Genomic DNA, 17,330 nt, shown 5'->3' on the forward strand with positions numbered 1-17,330 from the left:
AGGGCCGGGGCCACGGTTGTCACCGGCACGACACGGAAGGGGAGGAGACTTCGCGCGGCTTTGCGACGGAATCGTCGCGGGCCTCGTGCGTTTCCCATGATCCTTCCGGAGTTCCCCAGTGCAGAGCAGCAGGCTGTCGCGTGCCATCGTCCTCGCCCTTTCCCTCGTCGCGGCCGCCGCCGCTTCCGCCGCAGACAACGACGTCAGGGACGACGCCAACACCGCCGCTGCAAGCGCAACGCCGGCCGCCACTTCGCAGCTGGACACGCTGCTGGTCACCGGCACGCGTGCGTCCAACCGCACCCAGTTCGACACGCTGGCGCCGGTGGATGTGTTCAGCAAGGAAGAGATCCAGGCGGTGGAATCCAGCGACCTGAAGGATGTACTGGCGCAACTGGTGCCGTCGTTCGTGGTGCAGCGCCTGCCGATGGCCGACGGCCAGGTGTTCGTGCGTCCGGCAACGCTGCGCGGCCTGTCTCCGGACCAGACCCTGGTGCTGGTCAACGGGCGCCGCTTCCATCGCAGCGCGCTGCTTGGCGGCCGTGGTGCACAGGCAGCCGACCTGGCGCAGATCCCGTCCAGCGCGGTCAAGCGCATCGAAGTGCTGCGCGATGGTGCCTCGGCACAATATGGTTCCGATGCGATCGCCGGGGTGATCAACATCATCCTGGAAGACGAGGTGGGCAGCGAGATCACCGCCGGTTACTCGCAGTATGCGCAGGGCGATGGCAACTCGCGCGATTTCAGTGCACGCACCGGCATGCGGCTGGGCGACTACGGCAGCCTGGTGCTGTTCGCTGAAAGCTCCAGTTCGGCGGTTACTTCGCGCACCCGCCAGCGCCAGGACGCGATCGATTTCCAGGCCGCGCATCCGCAGCTGGACGTGCCTGATCCGGTACAGCGCTGGGGCCAGCCGGAGCTGGAAAGCCAGCGCGCCGGCTTCAACCTGAAGGCGATGGCCGGCGACACCACCGAACTGTATGCCTTCGGCCTGTATGGCCACAGCGAAGGCGTCAGCGATTTCAACTGGCGCAACCCGGATACCACCACCGGCGCCTTCCGCACCACGCCCATCTTCCCCGGCTGGGACCTGCGCGACATCTATCCGGTGGGCTTCAGCCCGCAGTATTCCAACGAGCAGGAGGACCTGCAGCTGGTCGGCGGCGCGCGCGGCGAGTTCAGCACGGACTTCCGCTGGGACGTCAGCGCATCCTACGGTCGCAATGCCATCGAGTACGGCCTGGGCAACGCGATCAATGCCTCGCTCGGCCCGGACAGCCCGACGGATTTCTACCTGGGCGAACTGACCCAGACCGAAAAGAACGTCAACGCCGATTTCAACTACAGCTGGAACGTGGCCGCGCTGGCCTCGCCGGTGAACGTGGCGTTCGGCGCGGAATTCCGCCAGGAAGCCTACCAGGTCAGCGCCGGCGAGCCGGCATCGTACGCCGTGGGTCCCGGTGCGGCAGCCGGGCTGGAGGCCAATGCCAATGGCGCGCCGGGTTTCTCCGACATGCAGGCAGGGCGCTGGACGCAGCAGAGCCAGGCCGCCTACCTCGATGTGGAAGTGCCGCTGGGCACGCGCTGGAGCATCGGCGCGGCTGGCCGTTACGAGCACTTCTCCTCGTTCGGCCGCACCCTGGACGGCAAGCTCTCGGCTCGCTTCGAGATCACCCCCGACGTGGCCCTGCGCGGCACCGTGTCCAGTGGCTTCCGCGCACCGACACCGGGCCAGTTGAACACCACCAGCACGGTGCAGGGACTGGACACGACCACGCTGCAGATCTTCACCAGCGGCCGCCTGTCGCCGTCCGATCCACTGGCCGTGCAACTGGGGGCGAAGGCGTTGACCCCGGAGCAGTCGCGCACCGCATCGGTGGGCCTGACCTGGCGCAATGCGTCGGGCTTCTCCGGCTCCATCGACGTGTACGACATCAAGCTCACCGACCGCTTCAGCCAGTCGGCCAGCTTCGCGGTACCGGCCGGCGTGCCCAACCCGATGGGCTACACCTCGGTCAATTACTACACCAACGATTTCGACACCAGCACCACCGGCGTGGACCTGGTCGGCAACTACCAGCGCGATATCGGTCCCGGCCGTTTCGGGGTGACCCTGGCCTACAACTACAACCGCACCCGCGTGGACGATGGCAGCACCAGCGTGGCCACCAATGAAACGCAGCGCGTGTTGTTCGAAGACCGCCTGCCGGAGCACAAGGGCAGCATCACCACCACCTGGGAAGCGGGGCCGTGGTCATTGATGGGGCGCGCGCGCTACTACGGTGCGTGGACCGATTCGACCGGCAACGCGACCGGCGACATCTACCAGCGCTTCGGCGCGATGGCGTTCCTGGACCTGGCGGTGGGCTATCGCTTCAACGAACGCCACAGCGTGCGGGTTGGCGCCGACAACGTGCTGGATACCTATCCGGACGAGGCGACCTTCCAGGCCAGCCGTGGCCTGGTGTATTCGCGCAACGCGCCCTATGACACCGATGGCGCCAACCTGTATGCCGAATACCGGCTGCGCTTCTGATGGGGGCGCACGGATGGAGCTGACGCGTCGTCGACTGCTGCTGGCCAGTGCACTGCTGCCTGCCAGCAGCCTGGTGGCTGCCGCCACGACCCGCGGCGCGGCCGACATTCCTGCATTGCCGGCGGCAACCGCAGCGCCGGACGTGCTGGCGCGCGACGAGGACTGGTGGGCCGCCGTGGCCGGCCAGTTCGACATCACCAGTGAAATAAACCACCTGGAGAACGGCTTCTGGGGTGCGATGGGCCGCAGCACGCTGCAGGCCTACCAGCGGCACACGGCTGAAGTGAACAAGGGCAATGCCTGGTATGGGCGTGAAGCCTATCCCGCTGCGTACGTGGCCGCCCGCGCTGAAACGGCGCGCATGCTGGGCGTGGAGGCGGATGAGATCGTGTTCACGCGCGGCGCCACCGAAGCGCTGCTGGCGCTGATCGGCGGCTACAACCGTCTGGCAGCCGGTGACCAGGTGCTGTACGCGGACGTCGACTACGACAGCATGATCGATGGCATGCGCTGGCTGGCGCAGCGCCGCGGCGTGCAGGTGGAGCGCATCGACCTGCCGGCCGTGCCGACCCATGCAGGCATCCTGCAGGCCTATGCGGATGCGTTCGCACGGCTGCCACGGCTGAAGCTGGTGCTGCTGACCCAGGTCAGCCACCGGCACGGGCTGGTGTTGCCGGTGGCGGAGATCAGCGAGCTGGCCCGCGCGCGCGGCATTGATGTGATCGTCGATGCCGCGCATGGCTTTGGCCAGCTGGACTACCAGGTGCCGGACCTCAAGGCGGACTTCGTCGGCATCAACCTGCATAAATGGATCGGTGCGCCAGTCGGTGTCGGCGCGGTCTACATCCGCCGCGGCCGGCTGGCCGACATCGACCCGTACATGGGGCAGGCCGATGATGGCCGTGTCGGCAGCCGGGTACATACCGGCACGGCCAACTTCGCCGCCTTCCTGGCCCTGCCTGATGCCATCGCGCTGCACGGGCGCATCGGCGTGGCCAACAAGCGCGCCCGCCTGCTGTACCTGCGCAATCGCTGGACGGTGCCGGCACGGGCGATGCCGCACATCGAGCTGCTGGCCGCCGACGACGACCGGCTGGGCAGCGCGCTGGCGTCGTTCCGCCTGCGCGGCAGGCCAGGCAAGGAAGAGAACATGGCGCTGCAGAAGCGGCTGCTGCGCGAGCACGGCATCTTCACCACCTGGCGTGACGGGCTGGCCTCGGGCTGCTGCGTGCGGGTCACCCCATCGGTGTTCACCCGCGCCAGCCAGCTGGACGCGCTGACCCAGGCGCTGGCCCGATTGCAGTGATGCCACCCTGCCTGCACTGACCGGCCATACCCATCCCCCAGGGACCGACGGGCCATGCCCGCCCCCGACACCGTCCAGGTACCGACGGGCCATGCCCGTCACCCGACACCGTCCAGGTAGTGACGGGCCATGCCCGTCACCCGACACCGCCCAGGTAGTGACGGGCCATGCCCGTCACCCATCCCCCGGTCATCAGCCTGAAACCTGGCCTGCCTAGAGTCGGGTAGGGCCTGGCGATGGCAGGCGGAGCGGCAAGGGCCGCCACCGCATCTCCCATCCAGGGCGCCAGTCGAGGGTGATGTGCACACGTACAGGGGGCTTGATGGACGCCATGCAGTCCTGCGCATCGTACTGCTCTGGGCCCTGCTGCTGCCGGGCCTGGCGGCGGCGCATGCCGATGCGGTTGATTTCGAGCTGCCGGCACAGCCGCTGGAGCGTGCGCTCGAGCGCTTCAGCATCGTCACGGGCTGGTCGGTGATGTACCCGGGAAGGCTTGCCGACGGCCGCAGCAGCCACCCGGTGCATGGGCGGATGCCACCGCAACAGGCGCTGCAGGAACTGCTGCAGGACAGCGGGCTGTATGCGCAGCCGGCCGGCGAGGACCGCGTCGTCCTGCGCGAAGCCGCTGGCGCGGCACCGGTTCCGGCAGGTCCCGCCGTGCCTGGCCTGCCCCCGGCCGAACAACAGCGTCGCTTCGCTGGCCTGCAGCGCAGCCTGCGCGCGGCATTCTGCGGCGACTCCGCCATCGCACCGGGCAACTATGCCGCCACCGTGGTCTTCCAGGTTGCTGCGGATGGAACGGTGGAGCAGCCCGGCCTGCTTGCCGGCAGCGGTGACAGCCAGCGCGACCATGCCGTGCTGGATGCCCTGCACGGGCTTCGATTGCCTGCGTCGGCGGCGGACCTTCCGCAGCCGGTGACCCTTGAAATCCGCCCGGCGCCGCCCGGCCACGACTGTGGCCGGCAGTGGTGACTTCCATGACTGCAAGGATCCGATCATGAACGACAGCGCGGCCGCCCTGGTGGACCTTCGGGACTACCTGCTCGGCACCTACGACGAGCTCAAGCGCCGGCTCTCGCGCCGCCTCGGTTCGGAGGACCTGGCCGGCGATGCACTGCAGGACACCTGGATGCGGCTGGATGCACGCCGCGACCGGCTGGCGCCGGTACAGAACCCGGCGGCTTACCTGCTGCGCATGGCGATGAACACCGTGGTCGACCGCCAGCGTGCGGATCATCGGCTGATGAGCACCGACGAGATCGGCGCGTTGATGGAGATGGCCGATCCCGGCCCCGGTCCTGCCCAGGTGGCCGAGACCGGATACGCAATGGAACACATGCTGGCGCTGCTGCAGCGGATGCCTGAACGGCGCCGGAGGATCCTGCTGGCGATCCGGGTCGAAGGCCTGCAGCAGCGCGAGGTAGCCGAACGGCTGGGGGTGTCGCTGCGGCTGGTGCAGCGCGAGCTGAAGGCGGCGCAGGAATACCTGGCCCTGCGCAGTGCCGACGGACAGCATGTGCGGTTCTGAGCGGCGGCGTCCGTCTACACTTTGACGCTACCCCAGAACCCCGCGCCGCGCGGGGACGGCAGGATCCTGATGGACGCAGACCACAACCCGCGACGAGAACTTGACGCCGTCGAGCGCCAGGCCCACGCATGGCTGGTGCGCCTGACATCCGGCGAGGCGACGGCGGCGGAGGGCGAGCTTTTCCGTCGCTGGTGCGCGGAGGACCCTGCGCATGGCCACGCCTTCGCCGTGGCACGGCAACAGTGGGAGCAGGTGGCACAGGCCGGACGTTGCCTGGAGGTGGCGCCGCTGCAGCGCACCGTGGCCGACGAGCGCCGTCGCTGGAGCCGCCGCGCCTTCCTCGGTGCGATGGTGGCCGCACCTGCCAGCCTGGCCGTGGTTGCCGCGCTGCACCCGCCGCTGGGCCTGTGGCCCACGCTGTCGGCGGTGGCCGCGGATTTCCATACCGGTACCGGTGAGCGCCTGCGCATCGAGCCGGTGCCGCAGGTGCAGGTCGACCTGGACACGCGCACCAGCCTGCGTCGGCGTGCCAGCACCGATGGCGCGGCGCTGGAGCTGCTGGAAGGACAGGCCGCGGTCCACACCCGTGGCCGTACCCCGTTGCGCCTGTTTGCCGGCGCCGGGCAGGTGGTGGCCGATGCCGGGCCGGCACTGCTCGACGTGCGTTGCATCGACGGCCAGGTGCGGGTGGCGTGCCTGCAGGGCGATATACGCATCGAACATGCACAGGGCCGGCTGCAGCTGCAGGCTGGCCAGCAGACCCGCTATGACGAGCGCCTGACCGGCGTGGTGTCCGAGGCGATCATCGCCGAGGTGTCTGCATGGACCACGGGAATGCTGGTGTTCCGTCGCTCTCCGTTGTCCGACGTAGTGGCCGAGCTGAACCGCTACCGGCGCGGGCGCGTGGTGCTGCGCGACGAACGCCTGGCCAATGAGCTGGTCAGTGGCCGCTTCGGCATCGATGACCCGGAGGCGGCGCTGGAACAACTGCGCCTGAGCCTGTCGCTGCAACTGCGTCGCTTGCCGGGGAAGATCGCGTTATTGGGGTGAGGTGGCATCCCGCTGCCTCGCCGTACCGCAGGGATCAGCACGGATGGGGTATTCGATGCGAAACGAGTCGGTCGGGGTGGTCGATCTGCGGCGCAAGCTGTCCGCTTTGCTGGAGACTACCCGGCAACAACCGCTGATGGTGCATCGCTACGGCACGCCCTGGGCCTGCGTGGTATCGGACGCGCAATGGCAGCAGCATCGCGCGGCGCTGGAATTCGATCCGGGACGGCACCCGCTGGCGCGCCTGCAGAAGCTGCAGCGCCAGCACCTGCCGTTGTCGGAACAGGGCATGTTCTCGCCGGCCGCCGCCGCGCGTGCGTTGATCGTGCATGCCATCTACCGCTTCGACGACCTTGGCGAGCTGCAGGAGCAGCTGCATTACGACCGCCTGCTGCACTGGTTCGTCGACGCGGGCGGAGTGGCGGCCGGGCAATGGTCGCTATCGGTGCTGCGCAGCGGCATCGTCCCGCTGCTTGACGCCGCCGGCAACGCGGAGGCGTTGTCTGCCTTCCTTGCCCGCGCCGACGTCAGCGACCTGGGAAGTGCCTGTGGCGGCGTGCCGCGCGAGGGCGGCATCGCTTTCAGGAGGATGACCGGATGATGACGCACGTACGCTGATCCCGCCGCGCGTCACGAATCGATTCATTGCCTGTCGCACCTGCGGTGTGTGTTCCGTCCTGTACAGGTACGGCGTCGTTGCATGCCGATGGATGGGGACACGCGATGGTGCGTGATGATCGCAAGGTCAACATGCTGGAGCTGGATCGCCACCTCAGCCACGTCCTGGAGCAGGCACGTGGCGCGCCGGTCAGCGTGCAGCGCTATGGCCAGCCATGGGTCTGGATCCTTTCCGCCGATGCGTGGTCCGATGCGGTGCGCTGGAGCGCGCTGGACACCAGCAACCATCCCTTGATGCTGCTGCGCGGGATCGCCGAGCCCCTGCTGGAACACCTGCCGGTGGCGCTGTTCGAACGGCCACGGCACGTCGGCAGCATGCGGCAACTGCAGCGCGCCGCGCTGCTGGTACACCTGCGTGGCGTTGCCAGCCCGCAGCGGCTGCACGATGGCCTGCAGCACAACGCGCTGTTCCGCGCTTTCGTCGGCATCGACCCCGGCGCTGTCTGGAATGAAGCGACATGCGAAGCGCTGCTGGATGCCTGGCGCGAGCCGGCATTGCGGGCATCGATCACCACGCTGTTGGCGGCGCTGCCGCCGCACCTGGTATCGGCGGCGGGTGGTCGCAGGGACGTCCGGCAGGGCATTGCGGCCCGGTCGGATGACGCAGCACAGATTGAAGGCCGTTGTTTATCGAATTGACACATGCAGGGCCGACGATGCTTCGGCGGTCTCTTCCGGGATGATGAGGACGAAACGATGGGCAGGCACGTTCGTATCCGCAGGGCAGGGCAGCAGGGTTTCAGCCTGCTGGAGATCATGGTGGTGGTGGTGATCATCGGCATTCTTGCCGCACTGATCGTGCCACGGTTGATGGATCGGCCGGACCAGGCAAGGGTGGTCGCTGCCCGGCAGGACATCGCCGCGCTGATGCAGGCACTCAAGCTGTACCGGCTGGACACCGGACGCTATCCGAGCGGCGAGGAGGGGCTGCAGGCGCTGATGAAGCCGCCTGCCGGTGCCAGCCCGATGCCGGTGGGTGCCTACCTGGAGCGCCTGCCGGACGATCCGTGGGGCAAGCCATACCAGTACAAGAACCCCGGCACGCAGGGTGAAATCGACGTGTTCTCCTTCGGTGCCGATGGCAAGTCCGGCGGCGAAGGGGGAGCGGCCGACATCGGCTCCTGGCAGCTGTGAGGTGACCGCGATGGACACGGTACGACGACGAGGCCACGGCGCATCGCAGCAGCGCGGCATGGCGGTGATCGTGGCGATGCTGGTGGTTGCCATCGTCGCGGTGATCGCTGCCGGCCTGATCCTGCGCCAGGCCAGCGCGCTGCGCAGCCTGCGCGGCGAGCAGCTGCGCGCCCAGGTTGCGATGGCGGTGGACGCGGCGATGGAGCGCGCCGCCGTGCAGCTGCGCGCCGATGCCGCCGAACAGCTCACCACCGTGTCCGTGGGGCGCTGGGCACGTCCGATCCTGCTGCAGTCGCCGCTGCCGGTGCAGTTGCAGCTGCATGATGCGCAGGCGCTGTTCAACCTGCGCAACCTGGTCCGCGACGGGCAGATGGACCCACACGAACAGGCCGTGTTCGGCCGGCTGTGTGCCGGACAGGGGTTGGGTGAAGCCGAGTGCGAACGGGTGGGCCGTTACGTGGTGGCGCGCATCAGCGGCGCCGGCGGCGGGCCAGTGCCGTTGCAGGACATCATCGCGCAGGCGCTTCCCGACAGCGACCCGCAGCGCGTGCAGGCCTTGCAGCGGGTGACGGTGCTGCTCCCCACCCGCACCGTGCTCAACACCAACACCAGCGAGGCCGGCGTGCTGGCGGCCGCATTGCCATGGACGCCACCGTCCAGGCTGCAGGCGCTGCTGGCCGAACGCCAGCAGGGACGCTGGTTCGTCAACGCCGGCGATATCGCCTTCCGGCTGCAGCTGACCCAGGCGCAGACGCAGGCGATGCGGGTGGGCATCCACAGCGAATGGTTCCTCGCCACCGGCCAGGTGCAGGCTGACGATGTCCGGGTCGATTTCCAGGCATTGGTCTGGCGTGAGCACCGTGACAACGGTGTGCGCATCCAGCGCATGTGGACCAGGATCGGCGCATGAGGCCGGGACAGCTGCGCCTGCGCCTGCCCGCCCTGTCGGCCCTGCACGCCGATGCGATGGTGGACTGGGCCTGGCGGGAACGTGATGCGGTGGTGGCGCGTGGCCGGCATGCATTGCGCGCCCTCGGCGAGCGCTATCCAGCAGCAGCGACCGTTGCCTGCGTGGACGTACAGGACCTGATCCTGCTGGAACTGCAGTTGCCGCGCTTGTCCGGGCGCCGCCTGCAGGTGGCCATGCAGGGAGAGCTGGAAGCGATGCTGCTGGACGATCTGGCCGAAGTGTCCTTCGCGCATGGACCGCAGGACGCGGACGGACGCGTGTCGGTTACCTGGCTGGGCAAGGCGTCGGTGCAGCACGTCGCCGCGGTGCTGGATGCCTGCGGCGTGCGCCTGCAGGGCCTGTTCCCGACGCCGTTGCTGCTGCCGTTGCAGCCTGGCCGGGCAACCCTGCAGGAGTGCGGCGATTACCTGCTGGTGCGCACCACGCGTGATCGCGGCTGGGTACAGTTCCAGGGCAGCGCTGACCGTGGGCGTATGCTTGAACAACTGCAGGCACGGTTGGCGGGCGAAGGGATCGAGCAGGTGCAATGGATCGGATCGCCATCGGAGGCGATGCCGGTGGTCGCCAACGCCGACGTGCTGCCACCCCAGGCTCTGTGGAACGGGCCGCTGCCGGCCTGGTCGCTGCCGTTGCCTGCGGTCCGTCGCGGTGCGCCCCGCTTGGCGATCGGGCTCGGCATCACGGCGCTGTTGCTGGCCGCGCTGGGCGTACAACTGCAAAGCTGGCAGATGGCCCGCCAGGGCGAGCTGCTGCAGCAGCGCATGCAGCGGCAGCTGGCGGAAGGTTTCCCGGAAATCGGCGAAGTAGTCGACCCGGTGATGCAGGCCCGGCGCGCACTGAATGCGCAGGCCGTCCGGCCGCGCCAGCAGGCCGAAGTGCAGCGCCTGGCTGCCACGGCAATGCAGGCGGTGCCGGAGCTGGCCGGTGCGGCCACGCGCATGGCATACCGGCCCGGGGTGCTGCAGTTGCAGCTGGACGCGGACGCTGGACTGGACCAGGACCCGGCGCGAAGGGAGCGCTGGCAGGCTGCGTTGCAGGCACAGGGCCTGCAGCTGGTGGCGCGCGGGCCTGGTGCGCTGGATATACGCAGCGATGGGGCACGCTGATGGCGCGCATGTTCCAGCGCGCCGCAACGGTGCCTGCTGGTGGTCGGCAATGGACCCGTGCCGCCGCGCAATGGTGGCAGCGGCTTGCGCTGCGCGAGCGGGTGCTTCTGGGGCTGATGCTGCTGGCCATCGTCGGCGCGGGGCTGTGGGTGGGCTGGTGGGAACCGCTGGCGAAGCAGCGGATGCACTGGCAGGAGGAACTGCCGCGGCTGCAGGCCCAGTCCCAGGCGCTGGAACCGTTGCTGCAGGCGCGGCGACTGCAGCGCGATGCGGTGCCGACCACGGCTGCCGACCTGCGCGCCCAGTTGCAGGCCAACGGGCTGGCCGCACAGGTCGAACTGGAAGAACGCGACGGATGCTGGCACCTGCAGGTGCGTGACGTGCCTGCCGATGCGTTGTGGAACTGGTTGCTGCCGGTGCTGGCCGATCCGGCGGTGCCGTTGCGGGAACTCACACTGGAACGGACAGGGGATGCCAACATGGCGGCGGCACGTGTTTCCGGCAGTATCGTGATGGGCGGCGGGGACGCAGGTGGCACGCCATGAGCCGCCTGCGTGCTATGGGGTGTTCGGCCGCGCTGGCCCTTGCCGTGGCGGCGCTGCAGGCGCCCGTGCCGGTGGCGGCCCAGGCCACCGCCGACGAGCGGGTACAGCTCAACCTGGTGGATACCGATATCGGTGGCGTGCTGCGCATGGCCGCGCGCTTCACCGGCCGCCAGTTCCTGATCGACCCACGCGTCACCGGCAAGATGACCGTGGTCTCCGATGGTCCGGTCGACCGCGCCCAGGCCTACCAGCTGCTGCTGGGTGCACTGCGCATGCGCGGCTTCGCGGTGGTGGAATCGGGTGGCAGCAGCCGCGTGGTGCCGCAGGCCGATGCCAAGGTGATGGGTGGACGGGTGGAAGGGGGTGGGGCAGGCGGCGAAATGGTCACCCGCACCTTCACCCTGCGTTTCGAGAATGCCGCGGCACTGGTGCCGGTGCTGCGGCCGATGATTGCCGCGGACAACCCGATCACCGCATCGCCCGGCAACAACACCCTGGTCATCACCGACTACGCCGACAACCTGGAACGCATCGCGCGGGTCATCGCCAGCGTCGATACGCCCGCTGGGATGGACACCGACGTGGTCAAGCTGCAGCAGGGCATCGCCGTGGACGTGGCGGCGATGGTCGGGCCGCTGCTGGACGCGCAGGGCAACGAACCGGGCCAGAAAGTGGTGGTGATGGCCGATCCGCGCAGCAACAGCGTGCTGCTGCGTTCCAGCAGTCCGGGCCGGACCCGGCTGGCACGGCAACTGGTGGAGAAACTGGACCGGGCCCAGGACGAATCCGGCAACCTGCATGTGGTGTACCTGCGCAATGCGCAGGCAACCCAGCTGGCCAGGGTGCTGCGCGGCGTGGTGGCCGGACAAAGCGATGCGCCGCGCGCAGGCGACCCGCTCGGCATCACGCCGGCAGCGCCCGACGGCGTGGCCGGTACCGGCACCACTGCGGCCAATGCAGCGGGTACCACGGGCACCGGCACCGCGATGCTCGGCTCGTCACGGCTGGGCGAAGGCAGCAAGGCAGAGGACGAGGACACGACCGGGTTCAGCCACAACGGCGTCTCCGTGCAGGCCGACCCCGCTACCAATACGTTGCTGGTATCGGCCCCGGAGCCGGTCTACCGCAGCCTGCGCCGGGTGATCGACCAGCTGGACCAGCGCCGTGCGCAGGTACTGGTGGAAAGCCTGATCGTGGAAGTCACCCAGTCCGATGCCGCCGAACTGGGCGTGCAGTGGATGCTCGGCAACGGCCGCAGCTTCGGCGGGACGCGCTTCGGTGGCAGCGGCCTCAATGGCAATGCCGGCACCACGCTGGACGTGTTCCCGAATGATGGCCTGAACCTGGGCGTCATCGACGGCACCATCAACCTGCCCGGAGTCGGCGAGATCCTCAACCTCAAGGCGCTGGCCAATGCCCTGCAGAGCCGCGGTGGTGCCAACATCCTGTCCACGCCCAACCTGATGACCCTGGACAACGAGAAGGCCAGCATCATGGTCGGGCAGACCGTTCCGTTCGTCAGTGGCCGCTATGTCACCGATGGCGGCGGTGGCAGCAACAACCCGTTCCAGACCATCGAGCGCGAAGACATCGGCCTGAAACTGCAGGTTCGCCCGCAGATTTCCGAAGGCGGCACGGTGAAGCTGGACATCTACCAGGAAGTCAGCAGCATCGATCCGCAGCGTTCCAACGACAGCACCGGCATCGTCACCAACAAGCGCGCACTGGATACCAGCGTGCTGCTTGATGACGGCCAGATCATGGTGCTGGGCGGGCTACTGGAAGACAGCGTCAGCCACGGCCGCGACGCGGTGCCGGGGCTGGGCCGCATCCCGGTGCTGGGCGCATTGTTCCGCAGCGATACGCGCAGCCGTTCGAAGACCAACCTGATGGTGTTCCTGCGCCCGCACGTGGTGCGCGATCCTGCCGCCGGCCAGCGGCTGACACGCGACCGCTACGATTTCATGCGCCATGCCCAGGCCAGTGCGCAGCCCGCCTCCAGCTGGGCGTTGCCGGACATGGCCGCGCCGCAACTGCCGCCGCAGGACCTGCCACTGCTGGGTGAAGGTGGCACCCAGGGCCTGCAGGACGCACCGGTAGTGCGGGGCACGGCAGCGACGCTGCACGCGCAGGGCGACGATGCGGTGCAATTGCTGCAGTTCGCCCAGGGACTGGATGCGGCACGTGCCGCGCAGGCGGTAGCGCAGGTCCGGGCACTGGGATTGCAGGCGTTTGCCGAAGCGACACCCGATGGCAGTGGCCAGCGCCTGCGGGTGCGCGTAGCGCGTGCCCCGGCCACGTTGGACCCGGCATTGGCGCAGCTGCGCGCACTGGGCTACACGCCGGAACTGGTGATCGGCCAGTGAGCGATGCGCACGCACCCTCGCTGCCGTTTGCCTGGGCACGCAGCCACGGCCTGCTGCTGCAACGGCACGAGGAGGGGCTGGTGATGCTGGGCACGGTGGCCACGCCGGCCTGGGCGGTGGCCGAGCTGCGCCGGCGGCACGGCGCGTTGCCGCTGCAGCTGCTGGACGAGGCGCAGTGGCGGCAGCGGATGGGCGAACAGTACCGTGACGGCGGCGATGCAGCCGCGCTGGTGGGCGCGGCAGAGAGCGAGGTCGACCTGGACCGCCTGATGCAGGACATGCCGGAAGTGGCCGACCTGCTGGATGCGCAGGACGACGCACCGGTGATCCGCATGATCAACGCCCTGCTGGCCCAGGCGGCGCGCGATGGCGCCAGCGACCTGCACATCGAACCGTTCGAGACCCATTCGGTGGTGCGCTACCGCGTCGACGGCACCCTGCGCGACATGGTGCAGCCGCGACGGGCGCTGCATGCCGCGCTGGTATCGCGGATCAAGATCATGGCGCACCTGGACATCGCCGAGAAGCGCCTGCCGCAGGATGGGCGCATCGCGCTGCGGGTCGGTGGCCGCCCGCTGGATATCCGCGTGTCCACCGTGCCGACCGGCCACGGCGAGCGTGCCGTGCTGCGCCTGCTGGAAAAAGACGCGGGCCGCCTGCAACTGCAGCGGTTGGGCATGGCCGACGATACCCTGGCGACCTTCACCGGCCTGATCCGCCAGCCGCACGGCATCGTGCTGGTGACCGGGCCCACCGGCAGCGGCAAGACCACCTCCATGTATGCTGCGCTGGGCCAGCTGGACGGGAGCAGCAGCAACATCCTCACCGTGGAAGACCCGGTGGAGTATGACTTCGCCGGCATCGGCCAGATCCAGGTCAACGCGCGCATCGGCATGACCTTCGCCACCGCGCTGCGCGCGATCCTGCGCCAGGACCCGGACACCATCATGATCGGCGAGATCCGCGACCTGGAAACCGCGCAGATCGCCGTGCAGTCCTCGCTGACCGGCCACGGCGTACTGGCATCGCTGCATACCAACGACGCCATCTCCGCGGTGACGCGGCTGGCCGACATGGGGGTGGAACCGTTCCTGCTGGCCTCGTCGTTGCGCGGGGTACTGGCGCAGCGGCTGGTACGCCGCCTGTGCGTCCACTGCCGGCAGCCCGACCACGATGCGCACGGCCAGCCGACGTGGCGCGCGGTCGGTTGCCCGGCCTGCGGCAACAGCGGTTACCGCGGGCGTACCGGCATCCATGAACTGTTCGTGGTCGATGACCGCGTGCGTGCGCTGATCCATGAAGGGCAGGGCGAACCTGCGCTGCGCGCGGCCGCGCGTGCGGCCGGCATGCGCAGCCTGCGCGAGGACGGCATGCGCTGGGTCGACGACGGGGTGACCACGCGGGAGGAAATCCTGCGCGTCACCGGCGACGACTGAGGACAGCGACGATGCCGCTGTTCGATTACCAGGCGGTTACTTCCGGCGGTCACACCGAGAAGGGGCAACTGGACGCAGACAGTCCGCGCGGTGCCCGCCAGGCATTGCGTGGCCGCGGCCTGACCCCGGTGGACGTGCGGCCGGCCCGCAGCGGTGCCTCGGATTGGCGGCGGCGCGCGCTGTCGGCCACGGAACTGGCGTGGGCCACCCGCCAGTTGTCCAGCCTGCTGGCCGCCCGGCTGCCACTGGAGGCGGCACTGAGCGCGGTCATCGAACAGGCCGAGAAGGCGCATATCGTGCAGGCGCTGACCGCGGTGCGCACCGACGTGCGCGGCGGACAGCGGCTGACCGTGGCACTGGCCGCACGCCCGCGTGACTTCCCGCCGATCTACCGCGCATTGGTGGGGGCGGGCGAAGACTCCGGCGACCTGGCGCGGGTGATGGAGCGCCTTGCCGACTACATCGAGGAGCGCAACGCGCTGCAGGCCAAGGTCATCACCGCCTTCATCTATCCCGGTGCGATCAGCCTGGTATCGGTGGCCATCGTGATCTTCCTGCTCAGCTACGTGGTGCCGCAGGTGGTCACCGCCTTCGTGCAGGCACGCCAGGTACTGCCGTTGCTGACGCGGGCGATGCTGGGCGCCAGCGCCCTGGTGCGCGAATGGGGCGCATGGGGGGCGATTGGCGGCGGGCTTGCCATCACCGGCTGGCGGCTGGCGCTGCGCCGGCCGGACCTGCGCCTGCGCTGGGACACGCTGATGCTGCGCGTGCCGGTGCTGGGGCGTTTCCTGGTGGGCGTGAACAGCGCACGCTTCGCGTCCACGCTGGCCATCCTGATCGACGCCGGCGTGCCGCTGCTGCGCGCGCTGGAGGCGGCGCGGCAGACACTGGGCAATGCGCACCTTGCACGCTGCGCCGACGATGTCGCCGCGCGCGTGCGCGAAGGTGCGCCCTTGGGGGCGGCGCTGAAGGTACAGAAAGTGTATCCGCCGATCCTGGTGCACCTGGTGACCAGCGGCGAGAAAACCGGTGCACTGGCGCCGTTGCTGGACCGCGCGGCACAGACCATTTCGCGCGAGATCGAGCGCCGCGCGATGGCGCTGACCGCGTTGCTGGAGCCCACGATGATCCTGGTGATGGGCGGGGTGGTGTTGACCATCGTGCTGGCGGTGCTGATGCCGATCATGGAAATGAACCAACTGGTGGGTTGAAGCCGGCCAGCGGAAATTCTCCACACAATCCTCCACACCTTTTCGCCGTCTTCCACACCTTTCTTAAGCGATCTGTCATCGCACGCGGCCAGCATCGATACCGATGCCGCGGTGCGGACTGGGAGGTCCATCGGCGGTAGCGGTCGTAGTGAGTAGTGACGTTCCTCCCTTGGCGTTTCACCTTCGCAGTAAACCCTTCAGGAGATGATCATGCACAAGTACAAGACCCTGGCCGCGCTGGTTGCCACCGCGCTGCTGTCCCTCGCCGGCACCGCGTCGGCGCAGGTTGCCGTCACCGGTGGCGGCGCCTCGCTGCCGGCCGATCTGTACAAGGGTTCGACCGACAGCATCCTGCCGGCCAACTTCAGCTATGCCGTGACCGGCTCGGGCACCGGCAAGAGCGCGTTCCTCACCGACAACTCCAGCCTGTTCAGCGCCACCGGCACCGTACATTTCGCCGGCAGTGACTCGGTGCTCAGCGCCGGCGAGCTGGCCACCTACAACAGCACCTACAACGTGCCGGGCGACCCGAACCGCTATGGCGCGCTGCTGCAGTTCCCGTCGGTGGCCACCTCGGTCACCATTCCGTTCAACAAGGCCGGTGCCGCGCTGAACATCTCCGATGCCAACCTGTGCGGTATCTTCTCCGGCCAGATCACCACCTGGCAGGGCGTGGCTGGCAGCGGTCGTACCGGTACCCTCCAGGTGGTTTATCGCAACGAGAGCAGCGGCACCAGCGAACTGCTGACCCGCTTCCTGACCACGGTCTGCGCCTCGCAGAACCTGGCGGGCACCACGCTGAAGCAGGTCAATGGCGTGCCGCGCTTCTCGGTGCAGTCGACCTTCAAGAACCTGTTCGTCAACAACACCGCCCCGGCCACCTTCGTCGCCGCGCCGGCCGACGGCGGCACCTCGCTGTACAACGCGGTGTTTGCTGCCACCGGCCGCATCGGCTATGTCGGCCCGGACGTGATCCCGGACTTGACCGATGCAACCCGTATCGCCACCCTGCGTGGGTTCTCGCCGGACGAAGTGAGCGTACAGGAGACGCTTGAGACGATCGCTCCGCCGAGCACCGTGGCCGACTTGGCCAATCCGGAGAAGTGGGTGCCGGTGTTCACCGATCCGGCTGATGGCTACCCGATCGCTGGCTACACCAACCTGATCATCGGGCAGTGCTACAGGGATAGCGACGTGACCACCGCCCTGCGTGGCTATCTTGCCCGCCAGTACAGCCCGGGTACCGCTGGCCTGAACGACGCGGCCATCCGTGCGCATGGCTTCATTCCGCTGACCCAGCTCTGGCGCGATGCCATCCGCAACAACCTGGTGCTGGCGAGCGCAGACAACGGTCTGGGCAACACGACCGACTGCAACGCCATCGGCCGTCCACAGTAAGCGCTTCGCATCAACGGAATGATGCCCAGGGTGCCGGCCGCAACGCCGGCACCCTTTCTGTTTGAC

The 17,330-nt window shown here is 68.6% G+C and carries 15 protein-coding genes; all 15 read left to right on the plus strand.

Annotated elements, in window-relative coordinates; all coding sequences use genetic code 11:
* Positions 1-118: 118 nt before the first annotated feature.
* The 15 genes from H4O11_RS03545 (at position 119) to H4O11_RS03615 (ending at position 17,264) form a co-directional block, all read left to right on the plus strand.
* Positions 119-2,536, plus strand: a complete 2,418-nt coding sequence (locus H4O11_RS03545) for a TonB-dependent receptor domain-containing protein (protein ID WP_182338027.1) — start codon at positions 119-121, stop codon at positions 2,534-2,536.
* A gap of 13 nt (positions 2,537-2,549) precedes the next feature.
* On the plus strand, positions 2,550-3,842 hold the full coding sequence (locus H4O11_RS03550) for an aminotransferase class V-fold PLP-dependent enzyme (RefSeq protein ID WP_182338028.1): 1,293 nt from the start codon (positions 2,550-2,552) through the stop codon (positions 3,840-3,842).
* A 300-nt stretch (positions 3,843-4,142) separates the two neighbouring features.
* Positions 4,143-4,814, plus strand: a complete 672-nt coding sequence (locus H4O11_RS03555) for a secretin and TonB N-terminal domain-containing protein (RefSeq protein ID WP_182338029.1) — start codon at positions 4,143-4,145, stop codon at positions 4,812-4,814.
* Positions 4,815-4,839: 25 nt separating this feature from the next.
* A complete protein-coding gene (locus tag H4O11_RS03560; RefSeq protein WP_182338030.1) occupies positions 4,840-5,370 on the plus strand; it encodes an RNA polymerase sigma factor in 531 nt (176 codons plus the stop codon).
* A gap of 69 nt (positions 5,371-5,439) precedes the next feature.
* Positions 5,440-6,420, plus strand: coding sequence for a FecR family protein (locus tag H4O11_RS03565; RefSeq protein ID WP_182338031.1), 981 nt, complete (start codon positions 5,440-5,442; stop codon positions 6,418-6,420).
* 55 nt (positions 6,421-6,475) lie between these two features.
* Positions 6,476-7,021 carry a hypothetical protein gene (locus tag H4O11_RS03570; RefSeq protein ID WP_182338032.1) on the plus strand — a complete coding sequence of 182 codons (546 nt, stop codon included), beginning with the start codon at positions 6,476-6,478 and terminating at the stop codon, positions 7,019-7,021.
* A 122-nt stretch (positions 7,022-7,143) separates the two neighbouring features.
* Entirely contained in the window at positions 7,144-7,737 is a 594-nt protein-coding gene (locus H4O11_RS03575; protein ID WP_182338033.1) for a hypothetical protein, read from the plus strand.
* Positions 7,738-7,794: 57 nt separating this feature from the next.
* Positions 7,795-8,232 (plus strand): type II secretion system major pseudopilin GspG, encoded by a 438-nt coding sequence (gspG, locus tag H4O11_RS03580; RefSeq protein WP_182338034.1) that lies wholly within the window; start codon positions 7,795-7,797, stop codon positions 8,230-8,232.
* A 10-nt stretch (positions 8,233-8,242) separates the two neighbouring features.
* Positions 8,243-9,142, plus strand: coding sequence for a type II secretion system minor pseudopilin GspK (gspK, locus tag H4O11_RS03585; RefSeq protein WP_246333230.1), 900 nt, complete (start codon positions 8,243-8,245; stop codon positions 9,140-9,142).
* Positions 9,139-10,308, plus strand: coding sequence for a type II secretion system protein GspL (gene gspL, locus H4O11_RS03590; RefSeq protein ID WP_182338035.1), 1,170 nt, complete (start codon positions 9,139-9,141; stop codon positions 10,306-10,308). Before gspK ends, gspL begins: the two co-directional genes overlap by 4 nt.
* Positions 10,308-10,853 carry a type II secretion system protein GspM gene (gspM, locus tag H4O11_RS03595; protein WP_246333231.1) on the plus strand — a complete coding sequence of 182 codons (546 nt, stop codon included), beginning with the start codon at positions 10,308-10,310 and terminating at the stop codon, positions 10,851-10,853. The genes gspL and gspM overlap by 1 nt, the downstream gene beginning before the upstream one ends.
* A complete protein-coding gene (gspD, locus tag H4O11_RS03600) occupies positions 10,850-13,219 on the plus strand; it encodes a type II secretion system secretin GspD (RefSeq protein ID WP_182338036.1) in 2,370 nt (789 codons plus the stop codon). Before gspM ends, gspD begins: the two co-directional genes overlap by 4 nt.
* Positions 13,216-14,655, plus strand: a complete 1,440-nt coding sequence (gene gspE / locus H4O11_RS03605) for a type II secretion system ATPase GspE (protein ID WP_182338037.1) — start codon at positions 13,216-13,218, stop codon at positions 14,653-14,655. Before gspD ends, gspE begins: the two co-directional genes overlap by 4 nt.
* Before the next feature lie 11 nt (positions 14,656-14,666).
* Complete coding sequence (gene gspF, locus H4O11_RS03610) at positions 14,667-15,866, plus strand: type II secretion system inner membrane protein GspF (RefSeq protein ID WP_182338038.1); 1,200 nt, start codon at positions 14,667-14,669, stop codon at positions 15,864-15,866.
* Positions 15,867-16,076: 210 nt separating this feature from the next.
* Positions 16,077-17,264, plus strand: a complete 1,188-nt coding sequence (locus tag H4O11_RS03615) for a substrate-binding domain-containing protein (protein ID WP_182338039.1) — start codon at positions 16,077-16,079, stop codon at positions 17,262-17,264.
* Positions 17,265-17,330: the final 66 nt, after the last annotated feature.

The sequence above is a fragment of the Stenotrophomonas tumulicola genome (genome assembly GCF_014117215.1).
GTDB classification, from domain to species: Bacteria; Pseudomonadota; Gammaproteobacteria; order Xanthomonadales; family Xanthomonadaceae; genus Stenotrophomonas; species Stenotrophomonas tumulicola.

What these genes read in the sequence shown, in the direction of transcription:
- gspK (WP_246333230.1), top strand. Translation starts at nt 8,243, where the DNA reads ATGGACACGGTACGACGACGAGGCCACGGCGCATCGCAGCAGCGCGGC.
- H4O11_RS03570 (WP_182338032.1), top strand. Translation starts at nt 6,476, where the DNA reads ATGCGAAACGAGTCGGTCGGGGTGGTCGATCTGCGGCGCAAGCTGTCC.
- gspD (WP_182338036.1), top strand. Translation starts at nt 10,850, where the DNA reads ATGAGCCGCCTGCGTGCTATGGGGTGTTCGGCCGCGCTGGCCCTTGCC.
- gspL (WP_182338035.1), top strand. Translation starts at nt 9,139, where the DNA reads ATGAGGCCGGGACAGCTGCGCCTGCGCCTGCCCGCCCTGTCGGCCCTG.
- H4O11_RS03565 (WP_182338031.1), top strand. Translation starts at nt 5,440, where the DNA reads ATGGACGCAGACCACAACCCGCGACGAGAACTTGACGCCGTCGAGCGC.
- H4O11_RS03615 (WP_182338039.1), top strand. Translation starts at nt 16,077, where the DNA reads ATGCACAAGTACAAGACCCTGGCCGCGCTGGTTGCCACCGCGCTGCTG.
- gspM (WP_246333231.1), top strand. Translation starts at nt 10,308, where the DNA reads ATGGCGCGCATGTTCCAGCGCGCCGCAACGGTGCCTGCTGGTGGTCGG.
- gspG (WP_182338034.1), top strand. Translation starts at nt 7,795, where the DNA reads ATGGGCAGGCACGTTCGTATCCGCAGGGCAGGGCAGCAGGGTTTCAGC.
- H4O11_RS03560 (WP_182338030.1), top strand. Translation starts at nt 4,840, where the DNA reads ATGAACGACAGCGCGGCCGCCCTGGTGGACCTTCGGGACTACCTGCTC.
- gspF (WP_182338038.1), top strand. Translation starts at nt 14,667, where the DNA reads ATGCCGCTGTTCGATTACCAGGCGGTTACTTCCGGCGGTCACACCGAG.
- H4O11_RS03550 (WP_182338028.1), top strand. Translation starts at nt 2,550, where the DNA reads ATGGAGCTGACGCGTCGTCGACTGCTGCTGGCCAGTGCACTGCTGCCT.
- H4O11_RS03575 (WP_182338033.1), top strand. Translation starts at nt 7,144, where the DNA reads ATGGTGCGTGATGATCGCAAGGTCAACATGCTGGAGCTGGATCGCCAC.